A 20,994-nucleotide genomic window follows, 5' to 3' on the forward strand; every position below is an offset into this window, starting at 1 on the left:
GACTTCAGGTCGCGGCGGTGGAGCGTTCATAGAGCGTGGCGCCTGTGGAGCTGTCGACGCCTGTCAGGCTGACGTCGTAGCCCCACAAGTGACGAATGTGTCCCAGCGTGGCGTCACGGCTATTTTCCTCGAGCAGGATGCCATCGTTAATATTGTGCCGGAGCCGAAGCCGGCGGTCGCCGAGAAGGTCAACATCCACGACCTGAACATCGGGCTGTCTGGCCGCGACGTCATAACTGCGCGCAAGGGCGCTGCGCACAGCGGCGTAGCCGCGCTCGTTGTGAATGGAAGAGACTTCGCAGTACGCATTGGATGCGCGATCCGAGAGCTGAAACAGCCTGAATTTGCGGATAAGCGTCGGACTGAGATATTGCAGGATAAAGGATTCGTCACGATGGTTTGCCCAAGCGTCGAGCAGGGTCCCCTGCGGATCGCCATTGCCGGCGAAGGAGGGAAACCACTCGCGGTCCTCTGCCGTCGGCGCTGTGCAGATGCGCTCGATGTCCTGCATCATCGCAAAGCCGAGCGCATAGGGATTAAGGCCCGAGAACCGCGGGTCGTCGAAATCCGGCTGGAAGACGACGTTGGAGTGGCTCTTCAGCAGTTCCAGCATGACGCCTTCACTGAGCTTGCCCTGGTCAAAAAGCCGGTTGATGATCGTGTAGTGGACGAAGGTCGCGCAGCCCTCGTTCATTACCTTTGTCTGCCGCTGCGGATAAAAATATTGCGCGATGACCCGCACGATCCTCAAGATCTCGCGCTGCCACGGATCCAGGATCAGGCTGTGCTTCTCCAGAAAATACAAGAGATTTTCCTCGGGTAGGTTCAGAACCTTCTTGCGTTCCGATGCATCGCGTTCGGCACTGGCTGAGTCCGGGCTTTCGCTGGCAAGGGGCAGCGTTCTCCAAAGGTCGCTGTACGTCTGCTCTTCGTATTCCAGTCGCTCACGCGCGCGTTCCCTTACCTTTTCCGAAGACAGCCGTGGCGGCCGTCGATACCGAAAAACGCCCTGGTCCATCAGGGCGTGGGCCGAATCTAGCATCGCCTCCACCGCATCCGTCCCATGTCGCTCCTCGCACTTGGAGATATACTTCTTGGCGAAATCCATGTAGCTGAGAATGGCGCCCGCGTCGGTCCACTGGCGGAACAGGTAGTTGTTCTTGAAGAAATGGTTGTGGCCGAAAGCGGCATGCGCGGTCACCAATGTCTGCATCGCCATGGTGTTCTCCTCCATGAGATAGGTGATGCAGGGGTTCGAGTTGATGACGATTTCGTAGGCCAGTCCACGATGGCCCTTGCGGTAGTGGTGATCCTCAAAGATGAAACGCTTGCCGAACGACCAGTGCTGGTACATCAGCGGCATGCCAACCGAAGAATAGGCATCGAGCATCTGCTCGGACGAAATGATCTCAAGCTGGTTCGGGTAGACATCGAGTCCCATCTCGTCGAGCGCAATCGTCTCGATGGCGTCATACGCACGTGAGAGCGTGGAGAAATTCCAGTCGGAGCCGTGAAACAGCAGGCCGGAGGTCGAGCGTTTCGCCATTCGGTCGTTCCTCACGTGCGTGTGCGCACTGCCGGTTGCCGGGTAAAGAGCCTGCGGAAGACCGGGTATATGTCGGCCGGTCGCGATATGCGGGCCATCTGGAAGTTCGGCACTTCGCCATCGACCGTGCGGTAGGCGCGCCAAAGGGAGGTACCGTTGTCGGTCGTTCCGAATATTTCGGTCTCACGTTCGTCGATGATCTCGACATAGGCGTAGTATTGGCAAAGGCGCATGAGTTGCTCGCGCAGAAGTGCCGCACAGCGTTCCGAGTCGCCGCTGATGTTGTCACCGTCCGACGCCTGCGCGGCATAGATGTTCCATAGTTGGGCCGGATAGCGTTCCTCGATGATCCGCAGCATCTCCTCGAGAGCAGTCGACACTACCGTTCCCCCGCTCTGCTTGCTGTAGAAGAATGTGTCCTCATCAACTTCCCGCGCCTCGTCCGTGTGTCGGATGAAGACGATGTCGATACGGTCGTAGCGGCGTGTCAGGAACAGGTGCAGGAGCACGAAGAAACGCTTGGCGAGATCCTTTTCGCGCTCACCCATCGAAGCCGACACGTCCATGAGGCAGAACATGACGGCGCTGGCATTCGGCAGCGGCTGACGCTCGAAACGATTGAAGCGTATGTCCACCGGGTCGACATACGAAATCCGACGGCGTCGCCGTTCCATTTTTTCCAGGTCTTCGCGCAGCGCCTGCAGACGACGGCGTTGCGGCGCAGGTGCATTCGGCTCTTTTTCCAGGTCGGCGATCTCGTCGGCAAGCGCCTTCATCTCGGTCTCGCTTGGCCGTTGCAAGGCGATGCGCCTCCCAAAGCTGTTTCGCATCGTCCGGCCGACATTGATGTTGGTCGGCGTGCCGGCGGTGGTGAAGCCGACGCGGCGCGGCTTGTGGATGACGGTCTCCTTGAGATTCAATTTGACCATGTCAGGGAGCTCGAGATCCTCAAAGAAGAGATCGAGCACCTCCTCTCGCGAGAGCAGGAACTGGAAGTCGTCTTCACTTTCGCCTTGTCCGGCGCCACGGCCAGCGCCGCCAGCGCCTCCACCTGGCGGCCGCGAAAGCTTGTCGCCTGCCATGTACTCCTTGTTTCCCGGAAGGACATGCTCGCGATTGCCGCTGCCGGTTGCCGGCTGGAAGGTCGGCTCTCCTGCTCCCCGCTTCGGCATCGGTACGCCGTGAGCAGCATCCACGTCGACAATCCTGTCGGACTTTATCTGATCCTTGATTGCCCGCTTGAGGTCTTCCCGCGCCCGGTTCAGAAAGCGCTGCCGGTTACCCAGGCTTTTGTCCTTCGGGTTTAGCCGACGGTCGATGAAATTCGGCATCTGCCATCCCCCGGTTCGGCATGGTTAACCGGCCTTGTTGACCCGCATGTACCAATCGACGAGCCGTCGGACCTGACGAGCAGTATAGCCGCGCTCCGTCATACGCTGGACGAATTCGGCATGCTGCTTCTCGGAGGCGCTGTCCTTCTTTGAGCCGAAGCTGATCACCGGCAACAAATCCTCGACCTGGCCAAACATGCGCTTTTCGATCACTTCTCGGAGCTTTTCGTAGCTGGTCCATGAAGGGTTGCGCCCATGGTTCTTGGCGCGGGCGCGCAGCGTGAACTTCACCACCTCGTTGCGGAAGTCCTTCGGGTTGGCAATGCCTGCGGGCTTCTCGATCTGCGACAGCTCGCTATCGAGAATTTCGCGGTTGAGGATCTGCCCGGTATCGTAATCCTTGAAGTCCTGGTCTTCGAGCCAGGCATCGGCATAGGAGATGTAGCGGTCGAACAGGTTCTGGCCGTATTCGCTGTAGGATTCGAGATAGGCCTTCTGGATCTCGTGGCCGATGAACTCGGCATAACGTGCCGCGAGCTCCGACTTGATGAAATCGATATAGCGGGCCTCGGTCTCCTTGGCGAACTGCTCTCGCCGGATCGCCTGTTCCATGATGTACATGAGATGGACGGGATCCGCCGCCACCTCCTTGGTATCGTAATTGAATGTCTCCGAAAGGACCTTGAAAGCAAACCGGGTGCTGATGCCGGTCATGCCTTCGTCCACGCCTGCGGCGTCACGGTATTCCTGCACGGACTTGGCTTTGGGATCCGTGTCCTTCAGGTTCTCGCCGTCATAGACGCGCATCTTCGTATAGAGCGGCGAGTTTTCGTGAACATGGAGACGCGTCGCAACCGTGAAACGGCTAAGCGTCTCGAGCACTTCGGGGGCGCAGGGACTGCGTGCGAGCTCGCTCTCGCGAAGCAGCTTCTCGTAGATCTGCCGCTCTTCGGTGACGCGCAGGCAATAGGGAACCTTGACCACAAGGATGCGGTCAAGGAAGGCTTCGTTGTTCTTGTTGTTCTTGAATTGGAGCCATTCAGATTCGTTGGAGTGGGCAACCACAATCCCCTGGAACGGGAAGGCGCCGAAATTCTCGGTACCGTTATAGCTGCCTTCCTGGGTCGCGGTCAGCAGGGGATGCAGGACCTTGATTGGCGCCTTGAACATCTCAACGAATTCGAGCAACCCTTGTGTGGTCCTGTTCAAACCGCCACTGTAGGAATAGGCATCGGGATCCGCCTGGCTGAAGTTTTCGAGTTGCCGGATGTCCACCTTGCCGACGAGGGCCGAGACGTCCTGGTTGTTTTCATCGCCCGGTTCGGTCTTGGCAATCGCGATCTGACGCAGCCGGGAGGGCGTCAGCTTGACGACGCTGAATTTGGAGATGTCGCCACCGAGTTCGTCCAGCCGTTTCGTTGCCCACGGCGATATCAATCCGGTCAGACGACGCCGCGCAATGCCGTACTTATCCTCCAGCAGATCGGCCATTCGCTCCGGCTGGAACAAACCCAGTGGCGACTCGAACACCGGGCTGATCTTGCCGTCGACGGCCAACGTGTAGATCGGTCGGTGCTCCATCAACCTTTTCAATCGCTCTGCAAGCGATGACTTGCCGCCGCCGACCGGCCCGAGCAAGTACAGGATCTGTTTTCGTTCCTCGAGACCTTGTGCGGCGTATCGGAAATAGCCGACGATACGCTCGATGGTATCTTCCATCCCGTAGAAGTCGGCGAAAGCGGGGTAGATCTTCACGGTTCGATTGGCGAAAATTCGTCCCAAGCGCTCGTCAGCGCTGGTGTCGATCAACGTCGGTTCGCCGATCGCTTCAACCATCCGCTCCTGCGCAGTTGAATAAAAGCTCTTATCATCGCGGCAGGCGAGGAGATATTCCTGTAGGCTGATTTCCTCTTGAGCGGCACCTGAATAAATCTCGGAGAAGAGATCGAAGACGTCGTTTTCACCTTTTTGCATGACGATCTCCCGCGGCCGGTTGGATAAAGCGGGATCGCTGCCCTGTCGGCGCGCTAGATGGAACAACGGCGCAGACGACTATTTGTTCCTTCAAGGACTTAGGCGTGTTCCAATGAGGGGGACGACGGCAATCCAGCATCTTTCACGTCTCCATTTTCGCGCGGGATTCGGCCAAATGTTGAGCAGTGCTGACACCAATATGTCACGAAACCGACGCCGCGGCCACGGCAAAGGTAACCATGCCGTTCACATGGATGAGACCGATGGTCGCTATCCACAGAATCGACACTCCCTTCGCCTGGACCCGAAACCTGAAGAAACGGCGACGGCCGCGTGCCAGAGGCGGGGCCAGTCCGGTCGTCGTCGGGCCCTCGCCACCGATGACCGAGAGTTTGGCGCCTCTGCGTGAGCTTTTGCTGCAGTTCGGCGCCGCGAAGGCTGGAGCATGGCCGCGTGAAGGTATATGGTCGCGAGCTTTCTCAGGTTGCTTCAGCAACCTTTGCCCTTACCCTTCAAACAAGGGAGCGAACCATGCATTGGCTGATTTCGGCCGCAGCGCCTTTGGCATTGATCGCCCATGTGGCTTCGGCCCAAGAACCCGTTGTTGGCAAATGGAAAACGCAGGTTGGAACGACTGCCGCGATAGATCAGTGCGTTCAAGGCTATTGCATTACGATGAAGACCGGGGATCACGCCGGCAAGAAGATCGGCTCGTTCCAGGGTAAGAACGGTAGTTTTGTGGGAACGATTGTCGAGCCCAACAGCAACAAGACCTTCGATGGTGTCCTCACTGTCTCGGGTGATACTGTTCGAATGAGGGGCTGCACAATGAAGGTGTTCTGCGTGTCATTGATTTGGAAGCGGCTGTAGCGAACGAGGCTCCTCGCAGGCCGATTTGCCGGTTCCTGCGAATCGGGATAGTTCTGAAACTACGCAAAAACAGCGAATTATCGCTTCGTTGCGAAACAATGACCGCATTAACCGTTCGTTAACCATCTTGGCGCTTAGGTTATTAAAACGAACTGAGGGCAGAATCGTGAACCGGCACTTAAGCAGCCTCGACTTCATGCAGAACTTCTCCACGAAATTGGAGATTGCGCTGCAGAATCTCACAATGGCGCAATATCCGCCGGATGCACGCCGGGAGATGCGGAAGTTCTCGTCTTCAGAAGTCGCCGGGTTGCTGGATGTTTCCGAAGCCTACATCCGCCAGATCGTCCTGAAGGACAAAGGACCCGCGCCCGAAACCACGCCGAACGGTCGTCGCATGTACTCGCTCGAGCAGATTCTCGAATTGCGGATGATGCTTGCGGAAAAAGGACGCAAGAAATGGATGAATCCACGCCGCATCGACGGTGAAGAGTGCCAGGTCATCGCGGTAACGAATTTCAAAGGTGGCTCGAGCAAGACCTCGACGACGATTCATCTGGGACACTACCTGGCGCTAAAGGGCTACCGCGTTCTGGCTGTTGATCTCGATCCGCAAGCCTCATTGACAAGTCTCCACGGCGCGCTTGCAGATTTCGACCCTCGCGAGGACGAAACGCTCTACGCCGCCATCCGCTTCGCCGATCCGCAGCCGACGAAGTCTCTCATTCACAATACGCATATTACCGGCTTCGACGTCATCTGTGCCGGTCTCGACCTGACGGAATTCGAAACCGCAGTTGCGCTTGAAATGCGCAAAAATGGAGGAACAAGTTTCCTTCTGCGGGTCTCGCAGGCGTTGGAACAGGTTGCCGACGACTATGATGTTATCCTCATGGATTCGGCGCCTTCATTGAACTTCCTCACGCTTTCGTCGCTAACCGCCGCGACCGGCGTTGTCATCCCGGTGCCGGCACATATGCTGGATGTTGACTCGACGGGTAAGTTTCTCGAGTTGGCCTCGTCCTACATGCAGATACTGAGCGAAATGGGCGCTTCCGCACAGTGGGATTTCGCCAAGTTTCTGGTCACCAAGTTCGAGGCGAATGATCATCCGCAAGCCAACATGACGGCGCTGATGCGCCAGGTTTTCGGCGAAGACCTGCTGTTGAACATGGTCACGAAATCAACCGCCGTCGCCGATGCGCTCACCTGGAAACAGAGCCTCTACGAAGTGCAGCGCTCCCGCTTTTCGGCACCCAAGACCTACGATCGCGCGATGGAATCGATCAACGCCGCCAATGCTGAAATCGAGAGACTGCTCTGGGCAGCCTGGGGGCGCGAATGAGCCGGAAAGATTCCCGCGGCATGTTCGCCAATGTCCTTGGCCAGCTTGAGCAGCCGAGCGAGGCGCCTTCCGCCAAGACAACGTCTCCTCATCTGCTCAAGGTCGCTGCAGGCGTACGGCAGATCCAGGAAAAGGGCGAAGTCCTCGACCGGCTCCTCAAGGATGGCGATCACATCGTCGAGGTAGATCCGAGCGAGGTCGCACCGTCCTCGATCCCCGATCGTTTCGATGGCGCCTATGATGATGCGGCGATCGAGGAGATTGCCGCCTCGATAAGGGAGCGCGGGCAAATCGTCCCGGGTTTGATCAGACCATCCAAAGACGGCGACAAGCCCTATCAGGTGGTGTTTGGTCGGCGCAGGCTTGCTGCTGCGCAGGTTCTCGGAGTGAAGTTTCGTGCCATCGTGCGTGAACTCACCGATGAAGAGGCGATCGTCTTCCAGGGCGAGGAAAATGCGAACCGGAACGATCTGACATTCATTGAAAAATGCGCTTTTGCACTTTCCCAGGAACAGGCCGGTTACCGACGGGATGTCATATGCGCTTCGCTCGCGACGGGAAAGTCGCATGTGTCGGAGATGCTGCGGATCGCGACTGCGATACCACGCGACGTTTTGCTTGCCGTCGGTTCATCGCCAGAAATCGGGCGTCGCCGCTGGGTGGACTTTGCCGAAGCCTTTGCAACCCGTTCCGATGCGGTGACCCGGGTCGAGCAGTCGCTTGCACACGCGCAGCCTGTGCCAAGCAATGAACGGTTTGCGATCGCGCTCAACGCTCTCAAGACAGAGGTGTTGACGGTCGTTTCCATCACAGCAACCACGGAAATACGCGCCAACGGATTTCTGCTGGCAACTGTCAGCTACCCGAAGGCCGGGCCGAGATTGAGCTTCACAAAGGCCGTACCGGCAAGTTTCGTCGATTTCATAAGTGATCGCATGGAGGCGCTACACAGCGAATTCGTGCAGTCGACAGCCCGCAGCAGCAAAGGATAACGCCGCAAAAGAAAAAAGCTCCCGAACGTTGCCGTCGCGGAAGCCCTTCTCATAGGTTAGCAGCTAGAGAATCGCACTTCCGGGAATCACTGTCAAGAGTCTTGGCACCGTTTTGGTGGGTGGAATTCTTTTGCCTTTGAAAAGGTAAGAGATGGTGGAAACAGGAAGTGTGACGACGCCCTTCGGGCGCCGGTCGATGACGCTTGGCATGTTGGCAAGCCAGAAGGCCGCGCAGCAGATTGAGCCCGATCAATCGATCGACAAATGGAAGATCTATCGTGCGCTATGCGAGGCAAGGCCTTTGCTAGGCATCACGGACCGCGCACTTGCCGTGCTGAACGCGTTGTTGAGCTTTTATCCGAAGGACGCGCTGTCCGAGGAGAATGGGCTCATCGTTTTCCCTTCGAACAGCCAGCTTTCGCTGCGCGCACACGGGATGGCGGAGCAAACGATCCGGCGCCACCTCGCCGTGCTTGTCGAAGCCGGCCTACTTCTTCGCAAGGATAGCCCGAACGGCAAGCGTTACGCCCGCAGGGACAGCGAAGGTGCAATCAACGATGCGTTCGGCTTCTCACTGGCGCCGTTGCTGGCTCGAGCCGAGGAGATAGAACGCCTGGCAGCAGACGTGATCGCGGAACGCCTTCACCTGCAGCGCCTACGAGAGCGCATCAGCCTTTGCCGAAGGGACGTCGGCAAATTGATCGAGACCGCGGTTGAGGAAGACGTCGCGGGCGACTGGCCCAGCATCTTTGGACACTTCCGAAGCCTTGTCGACGGCGTGCCGCGAACGCCGACGCCCGGTCAGCTGGCGGCAGTCCTCGACGAAATGGAACTATTGCGCGAGGAAGTCGTCAACCATCTGGAAATGCAGATTAATTCAACAATTCGAAGCGGCAATCCCAATCATATTGAGCGTCACATACAGAATTCAAATCCCGACTCCATAACTGAACTTGAACCAGCTTTCGAAACAAAGCAGGAAGCGAAGCCACTGGAGTATGCGGAGCGCAGTGCGGTGCCGGTTGAGGAGGACGGGGGGATCCGGCAGCCGATACGTGACAAACCGAAGACCCGATCGGCTGGCGTGGAGAGGGGCGCCGGCTTGAAATCGTTCCCGCTCGGTCTGGTCCTTCAGGCTTGCCCGGAGATATCGGCTTACGGCCCTGGCGGCGCGATCGCAAATTGGCGTGACCTGATGTCGGCGGCGGTTCTCGTCCGATCGATGCTCGGCGTCAGCCCGTCGGCCTACGAGGAGGCGTCGGCGGTGATGGGGCCGGAAAACACGGCGACCATCTTGGCCTGTATCCTCGAGCGCGGCGGGCATATCAATTCGGCCGGCGGATATCTTCGGGATCTGACGCGTCGGGCCGAAAGGGGCGAATTTGCAATCGGTCCAATGTTGATGTCGCTGGTCCGCGCCAACGGCGGAGGAGCCAGAAACACCGGGTGACGGTCGGCGGGTCTCGTCCATTCCTTGGAATGAAATGAGTTATTGGCGCGCGGCCCAGGAAAGTCCACGACGGAGAATGAGTGACATATGGGGATGGTTGAACTCCGCCGCGACATGGCCGAGCGCCGAGTAGAAGACACGGCCAGCCCCGAAATGGCGCTTGAAAACGACAGGCATCGTGACGTTGCGCACGGCCTCGTCGTGCTCGCCGCTAAATGTGGTCGTCGCCAGAATTTCGATCGAGGGATCGTAGTGGAGGTAATATTGCTCCGAGCGATAGTCGAAATCCGGGATGCCGGTGACGATCGGATCGTCCTGGCGTGTAATGTTGACACGGAAGTCGATGACGTTGCCGGGGTGGGCAACCCAGGTCACGCCAGAAACATAGCGAAACGGCGCACTCTCTTTGAAGGAGGTGGCGAGTGTTCCGTGGTGGCCGCCGAGGCCCATGCCGTTGCGCACTGCCTCGACCAAAGCGTCGGCATGGGGTTTCTCGATCTTCTCGCCGGTGATGATCGGCACCAGCAGATCAGTTCTCGCGAGCCTTGGAGAGCCGATTATATCGAGATCGCCGGTGATCTCGATAGCAAAGCCATCTTCTTGCAGCAACGCTCCGACCACTTCGGCGCATTGCTCCGGCTCGTGGCCATTCCATCCGCCCCACACGATGACCGCCTTACGCAAATTCGCCTCCCTATGCTTGAACCGCAAAGATCTGATTGTAATGCCGTGCTGCAGTGGATTGCCAGCCAGACAGCCCGCTATTTCATTCGAGACCAGTCGTTTGAGCAGCCGGCGCTATCTGGATAGACGGTTCTCGTCATCTATCAGGGTCAGGCGCGAAGGCGCGGAGTTGCCCCATGTCCAAACAACTAGGTTGAGATCACTTTCAATTGCCCCGGGAGCAAAGCTTTTCACGAGCAGTCCACTGTAGCCGTCGGCGATCAGTCGGCGGGCGAAGCCCTGCGTTGTGGCTTCTCCTTCGGTCTTCATCTGGTCGCGCCATGTCGTATCGCTGAGCGCGGCGACCTGCATGCCGTGTGCTGCGAGGGCAGTTTCGTCCCGGCAATCGAAGATGCGCTCGATGTCGGCGTCATAGGATACGAGCGTCGTCGGCTGCAGGCTGCCGATCTGGTTGGCTTCTCGCAGCGCCGTCATGACGCTCAGGGACGTATAGAGTGCCGGCACGCCCTTGGGATTGAAGCGGCCGCCATAGAGCTCGGCGCCGTGGCCCGACAGTGGCTCTTTGGCATAGACCGGGTTCAATGCCCTATAGAGTTTGCCGCGATAAAGCATCGATGCGATCAGGCGTGGACGCCGGCATCGACTGCATCGATATAATCGAGCACCTCGTCGGCGCGGCCGCTGCGTACCAGTTGCATGGCCGTCTGACCGGAGAAGCCGGATAGTGGCTCGGACCGATACCAGGCATAGGCAATCAAGCCCGAGCCGAAGCGTGGCTCGACCTTGTTGACGATTTCGACCATCTCTCGCAAACGCCGCTGCGTCTTGTCCGACCGGACGCGATCCTTGCGCTGGATCGCATCCTTTCCCAACCCAGCTGTGCGGGCGATCTCTTCGCTCGTCGTGCGAAAGGCGTCGGCGATCTTGCGGGGGGCAAACAGCCCGTTGTCTGCATATTGGGTGAGAGCCATCAAGCTCATCTCCATCTTTCATCCACTTTCTTAGACGTAATATAGCGTCAGAATGAGAGGCAATCAATGATGACGCCAGCATTTCGCGTACGTTCGCCACTCACTGGGCTTGAGCGACAGCCGCGGACGATTTCGAGCGCTTCGAAAACAGAACGCAAACAAGTGCGCAGCCGGTGAGAACAGCAATCACCGCCCAGGCTTCGTTGATCGCCTGAACGGTCGCGGCCGTTTGCACTAAGGGATCCAGCGTCGCCATCGCAGCATCGTCGAATGCGCCACTGTGCCCTGCGATCATCTCGCTTGGAGCACCCACGAATTTCGCCACATCGAGGTCACCCGCTTGGAGGCGATCGGTGATATGCCGTCCCAGGGGCTCCGAGCGGGTGTATATGATGGTGTCGATCAGCGCGATGCCGATTGCGCCCCCCAGATTGCGCATGAGATTGAAGAGCCCGCTCGCATCGGGAACCCGGTCGTGCGCAAGCATGCCGAGTGCCAACCGCGTCGGCGGCAGAAGGCAGAACATGATCGCGATGCCTCGGATAATCTGTGGCCAGAACATCGCGTCGAAATCAGATCGCGGATCCTGAAAGGCGCTCATCCCAAGCCCTATGGCAAAAAGGCAAAAACCAGCCGCCGACAACAGACGCGCGTCCATCCGTTTCTCCAAGGCGACGGCAATCGGCGCGGTGACGAGTTGCGCAACGCCGGTCACAAGCATCGTCTCGCCGATTTCGAGCGCGTTGTGTCCCCTCACGAAAGCCAGAAATACCGGCATCAAGTAGACAGATCCAAACAGGCCTATCCCGAGCACGAAACTGAGGATCGAGCCCACGGCAAAGTTTCGATCGCGGAAATTCCCGAGGTCGACGACGGGATGTGCGGCGCGCAACGTTCGCCACGCGAATGCGAGGAGGGCAAAAAGGCAAAGGAGGGTAAGGCCGGTGACGTAGGCGGAGGCCCAGCCGCTGGTGGGAGCATCCTTCAGACCCAGTTCGAGTGCGACCAGCGACACGACCATCAGCAGCAGCGAGAGCAGATCGAGCTGCCTGAGCTGGGAAAGGTTCAGCTGTTCCCTCGGCAAAAAGAACCCTGCGGCGATTGCCGAGAGGATCCCCGGTACGACATTGATCAGAAAGAGCCAATGCCACGAGTAGGTCTCGGTCAGCCAGCCGCCGACAATCGGCCCGACGGTCGGCGCCAGAACCGCAAGGACACCGGCGATCGTCGTGGCGATAGCCTGTCTCTCATTGGGAAACAGGACAAAGACGGCGGTGAATACCGAGGGGATCAGCGTTCCGCCGGAAAAACCCTGCACCACGCGCCAGGCAACCAACTCCGAAAAGCTGTTGCTCGCCGCACAGCCGATCGATGACCCGACAAACAGCAGTATCGCGCCGACAAACAGCCAACGCATGGTGAGGAACCGCGTCAGGAAACCGGTCAGGGGGATGGCAACGACTTCCGCGATCAGATACGCGGTCTGGATCCAGCTCATCTGGTCCGGGCCAATGTCGAGCGCGCTCTGAATGGTCGGGAGCGATGTTGCGACGACCTGCACATCCAGAATCGCCATGAACATGCCGACACACATGGCAACAAAGCCAAACCAGCGCGTAAGCACCGTCTTGTCTGCCGTCGTACCGGGCGTCTCGGACATCACGCAAAATCCTGTCGTTGGAGCGCTATTGACGTGAACGCGATGAGGGACAGCATCACTCGACGTCAACAAAAGCAAGGCATGGATCGAGAGGCGAAGTATTCTTCATGTTGCCGCCGACGCGGATAAGGCCCGCATGGGCTCTCATGCGAGAGCATGCCGCGATCCTAGTCCGTCGTGTCGGGATGGGTGGCGGCCTTCAGGTCGGCAAGCCCTCTGTTGGCGTCCTTGCTGCCGGTGGCGGCTGCCGCGTTGAAGATACGCTCCGCGTCCCCATACATCTTGAGGTTCAGGTAGCAATAGCCTCGCAACACCATCAGGTCGATGCGTTCCTGCTGCAAATGCGCACGCTGGTCCAGATAGATGAGCGTCTCGCGATAGCGCTTGGCGCCAAACGCCGACAATGCCCGATCAGACAGTATGGCGACCTGTAATTCCGCGGCGCGCTGCCGGCTTTGAGGGGCCCTTGTCGCGGCAACCGCGGCGTTGTTGGAAAGACCGGCGCGCAGGTATGCCAGGCTCTGGCCGTACGCCGCGTCTTCGCGCGTCTTCCGTGTCGGGCTATTCAGGGCGGCCTCGAACGCTGCCGCAGCTTCCATCGGCCGGTTGAGATCCATGAGGCACCAGCCGCGTGTAAGCGCGCTATCGGGCTCGAGCAGTCGGGCATTTACGGTCGTGGAGCAACCGCGCGGCTGGCGGGCACCGCGCCGGACCGTCACCGTGTCCATCGTCGGTCGGCGGTACTCGACCGCAGCGTTGCTCTCCGGTGCAAGGGTCTGTTGAGGGATTGCCGTCGATCCAGGTGTTTCCTGGCCCGGCACGGGAAGAGGCAGGCGCGTCGGTTGCGCCGGTGTCGTGGTTTCCCCCAGCTGGGCGATACGCTCCGAACGGCCGGCCCAGAGACGCTGAATTTCGGCGACGCCGGGGCGGTCGTTCAGCTGCGCACGGGTAATGGCCAGGCCATAGGCCGATGGTTCGTCATCCGGCTTCCATCGGAGCGCGGTTTCGAACCAGCGAGCCGCCGTCTGCGGCTGGTTCAACGAGCGCGCATACCACCCGAATTGCTGGGCAGTCGGGACGTATTTCTGCGCGATGACTTCGGCGGCCATGCGACCGAGCACCTCTTCGCTGAGATTGGGAGGTGGCTGCATGGCCATCAGATTGGCGGTTGCCGCAAGGTAGGTTGCGGTCGCATCCTCGGAATCGGCACGCCACTTGAACATGATGTCTTCAGCTTCCTGGTTCTTTGCGCCTTCGATCAGCACCAGAGCCAAGCCTTGGGATGCGCTGGCCGAATCCTGTTTAGCACGCGCCGCCCGGAACCATTTTTCGGCAGCGGCGTAGTTCTCTCGCCGCAAGTGATACCAGCCGAGAAGCAGGTCATCGGAGGCCAATCCCTGGGTCTCCGCCAGACGTTCGACTTGCGATATATAACTCGGAGCGACCGCCAGGTTGGGATCACTATTGCCTGCCGCCACGAAGCTGCGTGCCAGATCGTTTCGGATGCTGTCGAACTCGCGGCCACCGTTGCCGTCCGGTTTTTCCAAGGCAAGAAGATCCTGCATCGGCCCGTATGGCAGCAGCCCGGATGCCTTCTGGATGGTAGCCAGCCGTTCCTGCGGGTTGGTGCAAGTCTTGAGGATATAAAGGTAAGCATCCTTGGCGCGCTGGGCGCGATCGGTGCCGGCGAATGCTTCCGCGACTCGCCATAGAATATCGATGTCGCTGCATGTGAGCAGGCTCGGCATGCCGGCGCCAATTTCCACGACGGTTGCGTATTGCTTTAGATCGGAGGCATTCACCAGGCGCGCTCGCGCTTCGGCGACTTCAAGGCGATCAAGCAGGTCGGCTGGTGGCTGCCAAGTGGTTTCGGTGGTCTGCCGGTCGGCGATGGCCTTTCGCAACTCGGCGTAGCGTCCCTCGGAATAGAGCTGCCACATGGATTCGAGTTTCTTGTCCCCACCTTGAGGAATCGCCAGCGGATCGGCCGGTGGCACCCAATTCGGGTAGAGCTGTTGCAGGCGGGAAATCTCGGCCTGCAGGCGCGCCTTGTCGCCACGGCTGGCAAAATATCGAAGCGCGCTCTCATCAACTTTCGGCTGCTGCGCTGGCTGCGTGGCCACGGGTGGTGGCGCAGCCTGGGCGACGATTGCGTCTGACTCCTGTTCAGCATCGGGCAAGACCGATACAGGTGCGGCTGCCTGGATACGATTGACGACAGCCTGAACGTCGATCCGCGGTTTTTCGGCGAAGGTGTCAGGTCCGTTGATGCGCCCCATCAGCATCAATTGCGGCGCGGCACTGCTTGGAGTGGCAAATCCCAGCTTTTCCTGAATAGCCGCACGGTCTTTCAGCGCGGCGACGAACCCAGCCACCACGACCGCGACGGTTATTGCGACGAGAGAGGACTTCACAGACACTCTGGATGTTTCTCCCCGACAAACGCCAACCCCAGGAGCTGAAGGGTCGACGGGTAGTAGAGTGATGGCGCGAACTGCTGGGACGATGCCGGCAGCTTCGTTCCTTTGGTTACACAGGCCACAACATCGTTAACAACTCGATAACCGACGTCCGTCAACAACTGCTTCGGCTTGCCGCTCGCCAAATCGATCGTCGCCGGCACATCGCCGTTCGCGGTCATTCCGGCTGACAATCTTAGCAGCAGTTCCTTGTCCGAAACTCCCGCCCGAGCGAGATAGAGGGGAATACGAATGGCGTTGTAGCCGAACTCGGCGTCAAAGCCGTCTGCGGGACGGGGCTGGCCACGGAGGCTGACCCATTCGGCCGGCAGCTTTCGCGGACCGAATTGCATTGCCTGCAGCAGCGAGAGACCGTCGTCGGATAGTTTCTGCCAGGCATTCGAGGGCGCCAGCGCCGCCATTACCGGAATCGCTTCGTAGATCCAGTAGGACGGATTGATGACCGGACCGTCTTTCCGATCTTCCGCGCCGAACCCCTTGACGCCAGGAAGCAGCAACGTTCGACCGCCCGAGGCGATCACCGCCTGCGATAGGATCGCTTGCGCCATCTTGGCGGCCGCCTCGATATAGTCGCTCTTGTTCCAGGCCGACCCGGCCAATGCAAGGGCGTAGGCGATCAGCAGATCGCCGTCGGAAGCGTTGTTCACATCGGCGACGTGCGGGGTGGTCGCCGGGTCCCACTTCCACACGGCAAGCCCGTCGTCGCGCACCAGCAGTTCGGTCCGGGTGAAATACCATATCTGTTCAAAGTCGGCGGGACTGTTGGCGAGATAAGCGAGCAGCAGGCCATAGCCTTGTCCCTCGCTGTGGCTGATGTTTCCGTTTGCGTTGTCGACGATGCGACCGCTGGGGTCGAGAAACTTCGACTTGTAGTCGGCCCATGCCTGCGCGGTGACCCGTGCGTTGACAGAGCCTTGCGCCAAGGCTGGCTGGCCGATGGCCATCATGGCGATGCCAGCCCCGAGAAGCATTCCGCGCCAGCCCCTCATTTGCGCCTGCCAAGTGTGGCGAGCATGCCGGCAGTCGTGACCCCGATGAGCAGGGAGAGGGCGACAAGCAGTAGCGCGTAGGAGAGAATATTGGTCGAAAGCCAGTTCGCGGCGATGAGGCGATAGTTGGAGAGGGACCATGGTTGCGAGGCGACGAAGTGGAAGCGGCTTACCGGGACCGTTTCGATCGCGCCAGTCTTGCTGGAAAAGGTGGTGATGTGACCGGAAATCTGCGGCCAGATATCTTGCGCTGTCACGGCTTCGGCGCCTTCCCGCAGATCTTTGGCCGAGGGCGCGGCGACGATCGTCCATGTGGCGCCTCCGGAACTGCTGGGGCCTTGAGCGATCATGAAGCTGTCGACGCTGGAAGGCGTGAAAATCGTCTCGGCCCCCGGAATGAACTGAAGCGAACTCAGCGAAATGTCGAAATTCCGCCGCAGCCATTCCTGAAACGAGGTAATTTGGCCTCGCCAGACGCCGCCGTTGACCTTCGATCGCCATTCGTCGAATGTCGTCGCGGGTTCTGCCTGAGCGGATTGTGCGTCCGTTGTCGGTCGCCAGGACGCCTGGCTGGTTGGCGATATGTTTACCTGAGAGAGCACCGCAGCCGGCATCTGCGATATCGATCCGATGAATATGGCGTCGCGCTCGCCAATCGCTGCCGGAGTTGCGGCTGGCTCCACTGCCATGGGGCGACCTGCGACGAGCGCCATCTGGCCGAGGAGAGTAGCCGTTGCAGACAGCGTGTCCGGGTCTATCCGATCGATAAAAAGCGGTATTGGATCGGCGTTGCGGCCGTAGGGGTAACCGGTTCCCGCGAAGGCCGCGAGATTTGGTCGCTGCCCGACCCGGGCGAAATCGGGCATGTGAAATTCGCTGGTGTCAAACAGCGCAAACCGCGGTGCGGTACTGCCGGTCGTTCCCGGTACGCAAACCTCGTCCTCCTTCGTCATCAGGATTGCTTCCACCGAGATCCTGTTAACGCCGGGTATGAAGTGGCGCATCGTCACCCGGATCGGGAAGTGCCGAAAGATGCCGCCGCCCGTTGACGCCAGCGGAACGGTGGATGCAATGTTTCCATTGACATATATGTCGACGTGACTACCCGGCAGAACCGCCTGCGTGTAGGCAGCATCGAGAAGGATCGTCGCCTCGCCATAGGCATTGGCATAGAAATCGGACGGGACGCCGATATTGAAGCCTGTGCGCACGCGACGTCCTGAGAATTCGATCGTTTTCACGCCCAGTTGTGAAAAAGGCAGCTTCGTGTCCGAGAAGAGCAGCGGTGCATCGGGAGCGCTCCAACGTTCGGTCGCCAGCGCATCGCGACGGACGGTTGGCGATCGATCGGTCGTGGAGACGATCGTATCGATCGCAGAGGAAATCGCGGGCCACGATGGGCCACTGATCAGCAAGACCGGCGACCCGGAGCGCGGATCAGTGACGAATGCTGCAAGCGGAGCTGTCAGCGCGGCTGCCGGCGCCGCGAACAGAGGCTGCAATTCAGCAGGCGTTCCAACCACGATGGCCATCTTCCCGGGGCCGGGCATGGGAAGCGCATCCGTTGTGAAGGCGAAGGTCTGGTTGGGCATGCCGCTAAGGATCGCAAGCCCTTGAGCAAGGCGCAGCAGCGGTTTGGTGGTCCCGGGCTGCTCAAGCGCCGGCACCACCAGATTGAACTGTGTCCTGCCCGCTTCGTTGACGCCGATGGCTCGGATGGCATCCGTGCTCGACAGCTTCGCGGCTTCCTGCCCGGAAAAGCTCAGATAGGTCTGTGCCGGATCGATATCCGACCAAAGCTCGTAGGTGGACGCGACACTGCAGTCGGTCCTGTGGCGCTGGGTGGCCTGGAGGCTCAGCAGATTGCCACCGGGCTGCAACAGTCCCGGTGGTACGTCGAACGATATGGACGAGAGGCCGTCGGGAGAACCGATCTGCTGTTCGCCAACAACGCGGTTGTTGAGCAACACTGTGAGTTGTGACGCCTCGGGAGCCACGACGATTGCGTTCTGATAGGCCAGATTGAACTTCGCGGGTGCGGCGGCTTGCTCGGGAGTGAGGTAGACCGACCAGGACCTTCGGTCGAACTCTCCCTCGAGGCCCAGTTTTGCGGAAGGCACGACAAATCTAAACGTCCCGCCGCCAGGCAGCGTTCCGTCCTGCTGCGCCGTCGGCCGTGGTGCACTCGGTGCGGTAGCAGGGGACTGATCTGGCATGGCGGCTGGCGTCGATGGCACCGCTTGAGGTTGTGCAGCTTCTGTCGGAGCCGGCGTGATCACGAATGGTGGTGTCGGTGGCGCGGCGACCGATGGTATCACCGGTGTTGCCGCGGGCGGCGGTTGTGTTGCCGTGGACGGAGCAGGCGTGGCCGGAATCGTGAAACGCGGCACCATGGGTTGCGTGCCTTGAGATCGTTCACCGGACATGTCGAAGGGTGCTGTTTGGGCGTACGCGATTGCTGTAGCGCCCAGAATAAAGATGGAGGCGGAAACGACCTTCTTCATCAAGAGTTTGCCTTCGCTTGCTGCTGTTGTTTCTCCCTTTCCGGCCCCATGCCCCGGAAGAAGTAAACAAGCCCGCGGCTCGTTTGATAGAGCGATAGTCCCACAAACCAGACGGTACCACGAATGAGGCCGGGATTGCGCCTTCGACCCTGCTGGAATTGTGTCCATTGAGCGGAGTTCGCAAACATCAGGTCGGCAATCAGACGATGATCCAGCGCACTCTTCGGAACATATTGGCAGCCGACCGCCACGATCTCCCCGGACGGCTCGATGTTGCGGACGATCAGCGGTAGCGTCTCCATCCCCGCGCCGCTGTAAGGCTGAAAGCGGACTTCACCCTCCGCGCCGATGACCATCGGGTCCAGTTGCCTGTTGAATACATGCAGTCTGGCGCCGTGAACCGAAACGTCCTCGATCGATGCCGTGTACCACTTGCCGTTGACGCCCAGTTCACAACGGCGATTGACCCGGACACGCCTCGATGAAGCGCGTTCTCCGCGTTCTGAAACAACGCCCAGGGCGCAACCCGCCATGATCAGGTTGATCACATTCCAGCCGCCGACCACGAGTGTGACGTCCGCTTTGTACGGCTCGGCGTAGATCTTGTAGACCGTCACGATCAACGCGATGATCTGGACTGCGAAGATGAGGAAGAAGGGGCGGCTGATCTCCGACAGGCGGCTGACGGCGATCGATTCGTCCTTCGCGGTGACCTTGAAGGTTGGCTTCCGGGGATTGAGCATGACCGAAACGACCGCAGGCAGCAGATGCACCGTCTGCACATACTCATAAAGCTCCGATATCCACGGCCAGCGGAAGGAACCATAGAGATAGTTCTGCATCATCAGGTTCACGAGCATGTACGCGAGCGTATAGGCAAGGAACTCACCGCCGGAAGCGGTGAAGATTTCGAGATCGAAAAAAAGATAGAAGAGCGGTGCGAACAGGAAAATCGTCCGCGGAAACGGAAACAGCCAGAACAGCGTCGATGACATGTAGCAGAGGCGCTGCGGGACGGTCAGTCCGCGCTTCAGCAGCGGAAAGCGGAAGCGCAGGATTTGCATCATGCCCTGAGCCCAGCGGCTGCGCTGGCCGATGAAGCTTGCGAAAGTGGCCGGCTGCAGACCGGCGATCAGCGGCTTGTCGACGTAGATGCTGTTCCAACCGCTGCCGTGCAGGGCCAGCGCGGTCTCGCAGTCCTCCGTGATGCTGATGCCGCTGAAGCCGTTTTGCGACTCCAGTGCCTTACGGCTCAACACGGCGGCGGATCCGCAGAAGAATGCAGCGTTCCACTTGTCGAGCCCGCGCTGGATGATGCCGTAGAACATTTCGTTCTCGCTTGGCATCCTGTCGAAGGTCCTGAGGTTGCGTTCGAGCGGGTCGGGATTGATGAAGAAGTGTGGTGTTTGAACCAGAAACAGTTTCGGATCGTCATCAAAATAGCCGACGGTCTCGAGGAGAAAGTCGCGGGCGGGCGCGTGGTCGGCATCAAAGACCGCGATCAGCTCGCCCGAGGAGTGCTTCATCCCGTTGTTGAGGTTGCCGGCTTTCGCGTGTTCGTTGCGATCTCGCGTGAGGTATTTGACGTCGAGATCCTCGCAGAGCTGTTTCAGCTCGTTGTGGCGGGAAACGGCGACCTGGGCTTCCACGAGCTTGCTGGAATTACGCTTCTGCAAGGTGCCGCCGTCATCGAGAAGCCATACGTGCAGCTTTTCAGCCGGATAATCCATCGCCTTGGCGGCGGACAACGTGTTGGCGAGTAGGTGTGCGTCTTCGTTGTAGGACGGCACGAAAACGTCAACGTGGGGAAAGCGTGCTTCATTTGCCGCGCGCGAGGGGCGTGAGGGCAGGGGCGTTGCCACAATGAAGAGACTGAGCGCCAGCATTACGACGCTGTACATTTCTGCGAGATAGAGCAGCAGACCGGGTATGAAGTTCTCGAGCTGGTTGAGGGGCGGCAGGGTGTTGGTCGTGCGCCAATATACATAGCGCAACACGATCGAGGTGCCGAAGGCAAGCGCAACCAGACGCCAGGTGCCTTCCGCTTTCAGCCCCTTGATGATCGCCATGATGGCAACGACGGTGATGCTGGCGATGAGCTGCGTCTGCAGGTTCACCGGCAGTGTGATCAGCGCGATCACAGCCAGAGAAACCACGGCCCACATCAAGATGCTTCGGGCTTTATGCATCTACGTCCC

Annotated in this window: 16 protein-coding genes; 5 read left to right on the forward strand and 11 right to left on the reverse strand. The window is 59.4% G+C overall.

Annotation, left to right across the window (positions count from 1 at the left end; translation table 11 throughout):
• Positions 1-4 precede the first annotated feature (4 nt).
• The 3 genes from ASC90_RS17510 to ASC90_RS17520 are packed head-to-tail and all read right to left on the reverse strand — an operon-like array spanning position 5 to position 4,851.
• Positions 5-1,546, reverse strand: a complete 1,542-nt coding sequence (locus ASC90_RS17510) for a SpoVR family protein (protein WP_056542897.1) — start codon at positions 1,544-1,546, stop codon at positions 5-7.
• 11 nt (positions 1,547-1,557) lie between these two features.
• Entirely contained in the window at positions 1,558-2,877 is a 1,320-nt protein-coding gene (locus ASC90_RS17515; protein ID WP_056542899.1) for a YeaH/YhbH family protein, read from the reverse strand.
• Positions 2,878-2,901: 24 nt separating this feature from the next.
• Positions 2,902-4,851: a PrkA family serine protein kinase gene (locus ASC90_RS17520; protein ID WP_056542901.1), complete on the reverse strand. Its 1,950-nt coding sequence runs from the start codon at positions 4,849-4,851 to the stop codon at positions 2,902-2,904.
• Between the two features lie 531 nt (positions 4,852-5,382).
• Between ASC90_RS17520 and ASC90_RS17530 the strand changes: the two genes are divergently transcribed.
• The 4 genes from ASC90_RS17530 to repC all read left to right on the forward strand — a co-directional run bounded on the left by ASC90_RS17530 (position 5,383) and on the right by repC (position 9,508).
• Positions 5,383-5,721, forward strand: a complete 339-nt coding sequence (locus tag ASC90_RS17530) for a DUF2147 domain-containing protein (protein WP_056542905.1) — start codon at positions 5,383-5,385, stop codon at positions 5,719-5,721.
• A gap of 166 nt (positions 5,722-5,887) precedes the next feature.
• Positions 5,888-7,066 carry a plasmid partitioning protein RepA gene (gene repA / locus ASC90_RS17535; protein WP_056542907.1) on the forward strand — a complete coding sequence of 393 codons (1,179 nt, stop codon included), beginning with the start codon at positions 5,888-5,890 and terminating at the stop codon, positions 7,064-7,066.
• The gene (gene repB, locus ASC90_RS17540; RefSeq protein ID WP_056542909.1) at positions 7,063-8,058 is read left to right on the forward strand and encodes a plasmid partitioning protein RepB; all 996 of its coding nucleotides are present in this window, start codon (positions 7,063-7,065) and stop codon (positions 8,056-8,058) included. The genes repA and repB overlap by 4 nt, the downstream gene beginning before the upstream one ends.
• 154 nt (positions 8,059-8,212) lie before the next feature.
• Entirely contained in the window at positions 8,213-9,508 is a 1,296-nt protein-coding gene (gene repC / locus ASC90_RS17545) for a plasmid replication protein RepC (RefSeq protein ID WP_056543579.1), read from the forward strand.
• Positions 9,509-9,547: 39 nt separating this feature from the next.
• On the opposite strand, the gene ASC90_RS17550 is transcribed toward repC, so the two are convergent.
• From ASC90_RS17550 to ASC90_RS17580, 7 genes are all read right to left on the reverse strand, one after another.
• Positions 9,548-10,192 (reverse strand): ThuA domain-containing protein, encoded by a 645-nt coding sequence (locus ASC90_RS17550; protein ID WP_056542911.1) that lies wholly within the window; start codon positions 10,190-10,192, stop codon positions 9,548-9,550.
• A gap of 114 nt (positions 10,193-10,306) precedes the next feature.
• Positions 10,307-10,804, reverse strand: a complete 498-nt coding sequence (locus ASC90_RS17555; protein WP_056542913.1) for an RES domain-containing protein — start codon at positions 10,802-10,804, stop codon at positions 10,307-10,309.
• Between the two features lie 8 nt (positions 10,805-10,812).
• The gene (locus tag ASC90_RS17560; RefSeq protein ID WP_056543583.1) at positions 10,813-11,163 is read right to left on the reverse strand and encodes an antitoxin Xre/MbcA/ParS toxin-binding domain-containing protein; all 351 of its coding nucleotides are present in this window, start codon (positions 11,161-11,163) and stop codon (positions 10,813-10,815) included.
• A gap of 100 nt (positions 11,164-11,263) precedes the next feature.
• The gene (locus tag ASC90_RS17565; RefSeq protein ID WP_056542915.1) at positions 11,264-12,823 is read right to left on the reverse strand and encodes an MDR family MFS transporter; all 1,560 of its coding nucleotides are present in this window, start codon (positions 12,821-12,823) and stop codon (positions 11,264-11,266) included.
• A gap of 167 nt (positions 12,824-12,990) precedes the next feature.
• Positions 12,991-15,237 carry a hypothetical protein gene (locus tag ASC90_RS17570; RefSeq protein ID WP_056542917.1) on the reverse strand — a complete coding sequence of 749 codons (2,247 nt, stop codon included), beginning with the start codon at positions 15,235-15,237 and terminating at the stop codon, positions 12,991-12,993.
• A complete protein-coding gene (locus tag ASC90_RS17575; RefSeq protein ID WP_056542919.1) occupies positions 15,234-16,292 on the reverse strand; it encodes a glycosyl hydrolase family 8 in 1,059 nt (352 codons plus the stop codon). Before ASC90_RS17575 ends, ASC90_RS17570 begins: the two co-directional genes overlap by 4 nt.
• Positions 16,289-18,508, reverse strand: a complete 2,220-nt coding sequence (locus tag ASC90_RS17580) for a cellulose biosynthesis cyclic di-GMP-binding regulatory protein BcsB (RefSeq protein ID WP_244480408.1) — start codon at positions 18,506-18,508, stop codon at positions 16,289-16,291. Before ASC90_RS17580 ends, ASC90_RS17575 begins: the two co-directional genes overlap by 4 nt.
• A 55-nt stretch (positions 18,509-18,563) precedes the next feature.
• Here ASC90_RS17580 and ASC90_RS30065 point away from each other — a divergent pair, with 55 nt between their 5' ends.
• Entirely contained in the window at positions 18,564-18,701 is a 138-nt protein-coding gene (locus tag ASC90_RS30065) for a hypothetical protein (protein WP_244480409.1), read from the forward strand.
• Between the two features lie 94 nt (positions 18,702-18,795).
• Here ASC90_RS30065 and bcsA read toward each other — a convergent pair whose 3' ends face one another.
• Entirely contained in the window at positions 18,796-20,985 is a 2,190-nt protein-coding gene (gene bcsA / locus ASC90_RS17585; RefSeq protein ID WP_056542924.1) for a UDP-forming cellulose synthase catalytic subunit, read from the reverse strand.
• Between the last annotated feature and the right edge of the window lie 9 nt (positions 20,986-20,994).

It is taken from the genome of Rhizobium sp. Root1220 (assembly GCF_001426265.1).
Lineage (GTDB): Bacteria > Pseudomonadota > Alphaproteobacteria > Rhizobiales > Rhizobiaceae > Rhizobium.

Coding starts and splice junctions, on each gene's coding strand:
- ASC90_RS17510 (WP_056542897.1), bottom strand. CDS start 1,546: ATGGCGAAACGCTCGACCTCCGGCCTGCTGTTTCACGGCTCCGACTGG.
- ASC90_RS17515 (WP_056542899.1), bottom strand. CDS start 2,877: ATGCCGAATTTCATCGACCGTCGGCTAAACCCGAAGGACAAAAGCCTG.
- ASC90_RS17520 (WP_056542901.1), bottom strand. CDS start 4,851: ATGCAAAAAGGTGAAAACGACGTCTTCGATCTCTTCTCCGAGATTTAT.
- ASC90_RS17530 (WP_056542905.1), top strand. CDS start 5,383: ATGCATTGGCTGATTTCGGCCGCAGCGCCTTTGGCATTGATCGCCCAT.
- repB (WP_056542909.1), top strand. CDS start 7,063: ATGAGCCGGAAAGATTCCCGCGGCATGTTCGCCAATGTCCTTGGCCAG.
- ASC90_RS17555 (WP_056542913.1), bottom strand. CDS start 10,804: ATGCTTTATCGCGGCAAACTCTATAGGGCATTGAACCCGGTCTATGCC.
- ASC90_RS17560 (WP_056543583.1), bottom strand. CDS start 11,163: ATGGCTCTCACCCAATATGCAGACAACGGGCTGTTTGCCCCCCGCAAG.
- ASC90_RS17565 (WP_056542915.1), bottom strand. CDS start 12,823: ATGTCCGAGACGCCCGGTACGACGGCAGACAAGACGGTGCTTACGCGC.
- ASC90_RS17575 (WP_056542919.1), bottom strand. CDS start 16,292: ATGAGGGGCTGGCGCGGAATGCTTCTCGGGGCTGGCATCGCCATGATG.
- ASC90_RS17580 (WP_244480408.1), bottom strand. CDS start 18,508: ATGCCAGATCAGTCCCCTGCTACCGCACCGAGTGCACCACGGCCGACG.
- bcsA (WP_056542924.1), bottom strand. CDS start 20,985: ATGCATAAAGCCCGAAGCATCTTGATGTGGGCCGTGGTTTCTCTGGCT.